Below are 4,349 nucleotides of genomic sequence, written 5' to 3'. Positions count from 1 at the left end.
GGGCTCACCGTGGGGTGGGGAACGACTCCGCGCTCAAGCCCCCCTTGGGGAGCTGGATCTTCGACACGCTGTTGCCGCTGCGGACGGCGTTCCAGGCGGTTATGACCAGCGCCAGGGCGATCTCAGCGCCGATGGTGCCGCGGTGGGCGTCCCGTTCGCGGCGGATCCGATCGCGAAGTGCCAGCACCGGGTGCCCGGGGCCAAGGCCGATGCCATCGCATAGCCGGTCCATGAACCAGGCGGCGGACATTGCATCACGTTGGGTCAGTAGCCAGTGGGCGAAGGCCATCTGCGAGGCAGACAGCACCGCGGCGGAGCCCTTGCTGTCGCCGAACTCCGCGGAGTTGCGGGCGTCGGGGTGGGCCTCCAGAGCGGCGTCCATCTCGGCCTCAGAAGGGCGGAACCGGCCGGCTTTGAGCCGGTAGTCGGCCTCCCACAGCACTATGCGCCGCAGGACTGCGGCCAAGGTGTTGGCGTGCTTCTCACCGCGCCAGCCGAGTTCATCGCCGAATGTTCTGCGGGCGCCGGTGTCGATGGTCTTCTGGGCGGTGCGGGGCAGGCCGGTGACGACCAGGCACGGGGCGGCGACGCCGGAGCGGACGATCGCCTCCAGGCGGTGTTGCCCGTCTATCAGGGTGCCGTCGTCGGCGATCTTGATCGTTTCGCCGTTGAAGTCCCAGCGGCCGGCGGTCAAGTCGCGGGCGTAGGCGGCGGTGACGCCATCGCGCAGGCCGCGGTTGGAGTCGTTGTACCCGAGCAGCTGCTCCGCCATCGCCGGGGTGATCATGATGATCTCGTGGGTGATGCCGGCCAGCGCCTTCGGCAGGGCAGCGGTCTTCGTGGTGGTCAAGGCAGGTCCTTTGGAGAAGAGGAGGGCCCGCCCCGCCCACCGGCGAAACGGGCCGGTGGAAGGTGGTGCGTTAGACAGTCAGCGGATCAGGATTGGGATGGTGTCGGCTGGAGGTGCCGCTCGGGCGGCAGTTCCTTGCGGAGTTTGGCCTCCAGTCGCCGGAAGCCTTTGGCGGTGAGCCGTCCAGATGAGGGGCAGGGCCCGAACTCGTTGACGTGGGTGTGGTTGACCATGTAGCCGCGACCGGTGGCGTAGGCGGTGGCTGCGGTGGAATGCACCTCGACCCAGCGCCACCTGCGGCGCATCCGATCGCGCAGCTCGTTCTCGCCGATGCTGAACAGTCGCCGGAGCATGCGGGCGGCATCGCGGACACTGCATGTGTCGTCGCTGTCGAAGAAGGCGTCGTAGGCGGCGGCCTTCGGCGCGATCACGACGTGCTCTGCGACCAGCTCGGTGTTCTTGTCGGCCAGCGCCTGGTTCTGTTCCTGGAGCTGCTGGGCGATACCGAGGACGTTGGCGGCCATCGCTAGCGCGGCGGTCGGGTCGGTGGCGATCGCGTGCGCGAGTGAGGAGTCCGGAGCGATGAATACCCCGCCGGTCCTGCGGATCGTGGGCAGCACAACCGCGGTGACCCAGCGTCGGAACGCCTTGGCGGCGGGGAGCTTACTGCCGAAGATCAGGCTGTACAGCCCCGATTCGTTCACGGCGATGATCCGGCGAATCACCGGATCTTGCAGATCAGAAGCGGTGTTGATCTTCTCGCTGGAGATGTCGTCGTGGTCGACGTGGCGGGCGACGGCGTCGTTGGGGTCGGCGTAGCCCAGGACGCGTGCGATGTCGGAGGCGACGAACCACGGTTGGTCATCCCGGATGATGACTCGGACCTGCCGCCCTTCGAAGTCGAACAGGGCTATGTCGCCGGTGCTCATGCTGTGGCTCCTGCCGATGTGGCGGGCACGGCGCCGGCGCGTATACGGTCCAGGCGCTCGTTGGGGAACGCAGCCAGGCCCACCCCGAGCAGCCGGTCCAACTCGCCGACTTCGCCGGGCCGCATCGCGGCGGTGAACCGGTCGTCGACCTCGTCGACCACCTCGCGGGCGGCCAACAGCACCTTGTGTCCGGCCGGGGTCGGGCGGATCGCAGCCGGCCGCCCGACACGGTTGGTGATCTCCCTGGTGACCAGTCCGGCCTCTGACAGGCGGAACAGAACGGTGCCGGTGCTTTGGGCGGTGACGCCTATTCGGGCTGCGGCCCACACTGCGGAGATGCCGGGGTCGCGAGACAGGAGGTCGAGCAGTTCGAACCCGGCGACGGTGAGCCTGTGCGGGGCCAGCGCCTGGCGTTCGGCGGCGTCGATGGCGCGTCGCAGGGTCTGGATGTGGGTGGTGGTGTTGCCTATGCCGGACATGGCGAAGGTGCCTTTCGTGTACGGGATGGTGTCGGCGCCGCGTCGTGTGCGGCGACTGGGGTGATGTGCAGGGCCAGCTGCCGGGCGGGCCGGGTCGGCCCGAGCAGGAACGTGACGGCGATCAGGTGGCGCCAGTCGTCGTCGGGGAGGACTGCGGCGTCCACTAGGCCGTCGATCGCTGCTTTCGCGCTGGGTCCCCAGTTGTGTGGGTCCAGGCGGCGCCGGTTGTGCGGGTGCAGCACGACCGTGATCCACGCCTGCTCTGACGGCGGGATCCGTGCGGCTCGGGCCAGGGTGGCGGCGGCGACGCGGATGCCGCCGGTGACGGCGGCGCGCCGGCCCCAATGTGCCGCCCGGTCGTTGGCGGTCAGCAGCACCAGCGCCGGCGGGAGTTCGATGGTGAAGCACACCGGGCTGATCGAGCGGCACGGCGCGGTGAAATGCGAAGCGGCCATGCCCTGTGGGATCGGGCATGGCCGCTGGGATATGTCGCTCGGTTCGGCTGGTCGTGCCGGGCTGCCGGAGCCGGTCACTGCGGATCCGGTTCGCGGCCGAAGACGGCGTTGTCGGGAAGCAGCGGGCGCCAGCGGGCCGGGATCTCGCCGCAGTCCCACAGGTTGCTGCCGGTGACGGCCTTGCCGGTGAAGTACCGGATGGTGAAGGTCTTCCCGCCGTGCCCGCGCATGGCCACTGTGCCGCGTGGCGGGTCTGGCTCCATGGTGTACAGCCGACCGTCGATCCGGGCGACCGGTGCGCCGGTGGCGGTGCGGTCCAGGAGCCGTCCCGGGGCGAAGCGGCTTTTGACGGCCGTCACCCAGAACGCGCAGCCGATGCACAGCCCTTCGACGGGTGGCGGCGCGCTGATCGGTGCCGTGATCGGCGGGCCGTTCCACACCGGCTCGGCGGCGCAGATGATGCACTGCGGCTCGGCGGGGTGGTGATGGTCTGTGTCGTGTTCGGCCATGAGGGCCTGGACGGCGGTGTGTCGGACGCGGTGGTCGGACAGCACTCCCACGATCTGGTCGTCGCCGCTGCATTCCTGGCACACGATCCAGATGCCGGAGTTCCCTACGGATAGCGCGTACCGATCGGCGTCGACCGCAGGGGTAGTGATGGTGGTCAACAGGGTGGCTCGCTATCTGTGCTGGGCGGCGGGGTGGCGGCGCAGGTACAGTTGGACGCCGCCGTGGGCGAGGTAGAACTGGAGGCCGGTGAGGATCTGCTCCGGTCCCAGCGACGGGGCCAGGATCCCGGCGGACAGCGGGTTGGCCAGGCCGCAGATCTCCCGGTACATGTTGAGGAACACCGCGCCCAGCTCCGCTGGGTCGCCGTCGAACACCTTCAACTGGGCGGTGATGAACCGGTCGGTGGTGGTGCCGAAGAACTCTTGCGCGGCGGGGCTGGCGTAGAGCAGGGAGTTCTCGAAACAGGCGGCTATTCGGTCCAGGGCTGGATCGGCGGACATCAGCGGGTACCTTTCAACGCAAGTCAGGGGTTCAGGTCGGGCCCGCCGGGGCGGGAAGTGACGAAGGCCCCGGACGAGTGATCTCGTCCAGGGCCCGCGGTATCAGTGTGTGAAGTTGTGGGGTGCTGTCTGCTAGAACGGCGGGTCATCATCGTGCTGCCCGCTCCAGCCGCCGTTGTCGCCGGAGGCCCAGGCATCGTTGCCACCGCCGGAGTTCCGGCCGCCGCTGTTGCCTCGGCCGCCTTGCCGGCCGCCGCCCTGATTGCCGCCGGCGTTGCCGCCGCCGTTCCAGCCGCCGCCTTGCCGGCCGCCGCTGTTCCAGCCGCCTTCGCCGCCTCCGTTCTGGCCGGTGGGCCGGTTGGCCTTGGCGACCTTGGCGGTGGCGTACTTCAGCGACGGGCCGATCTCCTCGACGTCCAGCTCCACGACCGTGCGCTTCTCGCCCTCCTTCGTCTCGTACGACCGCTGGCGCAGCCGTCCGGAGACGATCACCCGCATGCCGCGGGTCAGGGACTCGGCGACGTTCTCCGCCGCCTGCCGCCAGATGACTGGTGAAGCGGCGGTTTTTCAAACCTGCGCTATTCGTGGCCAGTGAGAACCCGGTTGCGCATCCGGGATGCCGGCGC

General features: G+C 69.3%; 6 protein-coding genes and 1 pseudogene. All 7 read right to left on the bottom strand.

Annotated elements, in window-relative coordinates; genetic code table 11:
- Positions 1–4: 4 nt before the first annotated feature.
- Positions 5–850: a hypothetical protein gene (locus KGQ19_RS47595; RefSeq protein WP_212022110.1), complete on the bottom strand. Its 846-nt coding sequence runs from the start codon at positions 848–850 to the stop codon at positions 5–7.
- A gap of 86 nt (positions 851–936) precedes the next feature.
- The gene (locus KGQ19_RS47590) at positions 937–1,779 is read right to left on the bottom strand and encodes a BRO family protein (protein ID WP_212022108.1); all 843 of its coding nucleotides are present in this window, start codon (positions 1,777–1,779) and stop codon (positions 937–939) included.
- Positions 1,776–2,258 (bottom strand): MarR family winged helix-turn-helix transcriptional regulator, encoded by a 483-nt coding sequence (locus KGQ19_RS47585; protein WP_212022106.1) that lies wholly within the window; start codon positions 2,256–2,258, stop codon positions 1,776–1,778. The genes KGQ19_RS47590 and KGQ19_RS47585 overlap by 4 nt, the downstream gene beginning before the upstream one ends.
- Positions 2,246–2,713, bottom strand: coding sequence for a hypothetical protein (locus tag KGQ19_RS47580; protein WP_212022104.1), 468 nt, complete (start codon positions 2,711–2,713; stop codon positions 2,246–2,248). The genes KGQ19_RS47585 and KGQ19_RS47580 overlap by 13 nt, the downstream gene beginning before the upstream one ends.
- Positions 2,714–2,787: 74 nt before the next feature.
- Complete coding sequence (locus KGQ19_RS47575) at positions 2,788–3,381, bottom strand: hypothetical protein (RefSeq protein ID WP_212022102.1); 594 nt, start codon at positions 3,379–3,381, stop codon at positions 2,788–2,790.
- Positions 3,382–3,393: 12 nt separating this feature from the next.
- A complete protein-coding gene (locus KGQ19_RS47570; protein WP_212022100.1) occupies positions 3,394–3,723 on the bottom strand; it encodes a hypothetical protein in 330 nt (109 codons plus the stop codon).
- Between the two features lie 132 nt (positions 3,724–3,855).
- Positions 3,856–4,269 (bottom strand): annotated as a pseudogene (locus KGQ19_RS47565) (single-stranded DNA-binding protein); the annotation flags it as partial.
- Between the last annotated feature and the right edge of the window lie 80 nt (positions 4,270–4,349).

It is taken from the genome of Catenulispora pinistramenti (genome assembly GCF_018274385.1).
In the GTDB taxonomy this organism is placed as follows: Bacteria; Actinomycetota; Actinomycetes; order Streptomycetales; family Catenulisporaceae; genus Catenulispora; species Catenulispora pinistramenti.
Note: the sequence above shows the minus strand (reverse complement) of the source record. Positions and strands in the feature narration are given on the sequence as shown.